The sequence below is a fragment of the Mycobacterium sp. E2497 genome (assembly GCF_001668695.1).
In the GTDB taxonomy this organism is placed as follows: domain Bacteria; phylum Actinomycetota; class Actinomycetes; order Mycobacteriales; family Mycobacteriaceae; genus Mycobacterium.
In genome coordinates this window covers 1-893 of record NZ_LZKD01000280.1, presented here as the reverse complement: position 1 = coordinate 893, position 893 = coordinate 1, and the positions used below count along the sequence as shown (strand labels likewise).

Here is an 893-nt window from a genome sequence, read left to right as displayed (position 1 = left end):
CTCGGTTGATGGCGCAGTCCCCGCACGCGATCACCCGGCGCGGCAACGGGGTGGCCTCGATCGGGGCCCGCAACGGGTGCGAGGTGGAGATCTCGGGCGCGTTCGGGCCGGTCTATGACGCCGAGCGGTTCGGTGCCCGCCTGGTGGCGTCGCCGCGGCACGCGGATGCGCTGCTGGTGACCGGCGTCGTGACGCACAACATGGCCGGCCCGTTGCGGGCCACGATCGAGGCCACCCCGTTGCCGCGCCGGGTGATCGCGTGCGGGGACTGCGCCATCAACCGAGGGGTCTTCGCCGGCGCCTATGGCGTGGCGGGCGCGGTCGGCGAGCTGGTGCAGGTGGACATGGAGATCCCGGGCTGCCCGCCGTCGCCGAGCGAGATCGTCGCGGCCCTGCGGGCGGTGACCGGCAAATGACCGCGGCGTTGGCCACCCGCGCGGTGCCCGTCCCAGACGTGTTGCGCCGCAACGCCCCCGCGCCCGTCTGTGCGGGCGCGCTGACCGCGCTGCTGGGTGCCGGCGGGGTGTGGGCCGGCGCGCTGGGAATGTTCGGTCCGGTGCGCGCCGTCCGCATCGGGTGGTTGCTTCCGTTGTCGGGCGTCGAGCTCAGCCTCGATCCGCTGGGCGGATTCTTCATGGCGCTCACGGGAGCCGTCGCAATCGTGGCCGGGCTGTACACGATCGGGTATGCCCGGCGCGAGCAGCTGGGGCCGGTCACCAGCAGCGCATCCGCGTGCCGCGGCGACGCCACCAGGCGGGCACCGAACCGCTCGGCGTCATAGACCGGCCCGAACGCGCCCGAGATCTCCACCTCGCACCCGTTGCGGGCCACGATCGAGGCCACCCCGTTGCCGCGCCGGGTGATCGCGTGCGGGGACTGCGCCATCAACCGAG

The 893-nt window shown here is 73.9% G+C and carries 1 protein-coding gene and 2 pseudogenes; 2 read left to right on the top strand and 1 reads right to left on the bottom strand.

The genetic code is table 11. The annotated features are described in order from the left end of the window. Together A5713_RS25970 and A5713_RS29385 are read left to right on the top strand one after the other, a co-directional pair. Positions 1-416: NADH-quinone oxidoreductase subunit B family protein (locus A5713_RS25970; RefSeq protein WP_197516482.1), on the top strand; the 416-nt coding region annotated here is incomplete at its 5' end. Further along, positions 413-715 (top strand): annotated as a pseudogene (locus tag A5713_RS29385) (hypothetical protein); the annotation flags it as partial. The gene A5713_RS25970 and the pseudogene A5713_RS29385, both read left to right, overlap by 4 nt. On the opposite strand, the pseudogene A5713_RS28550 reads toward A5713_RS29385, so the two are convergent. After that, a pseudogene (locus A5713_RS28550) lies at positions 679-822 on the bottom strand (oxidoreductase); the annotation flags it as partial. The pseudogenes A5713_RS29385 and A5713_RS28550 sit on opposite strands and share 37 nt — an antisense overlap. Between the last annotated feature and the right edge of the window lie 71 nt (positions 823-893).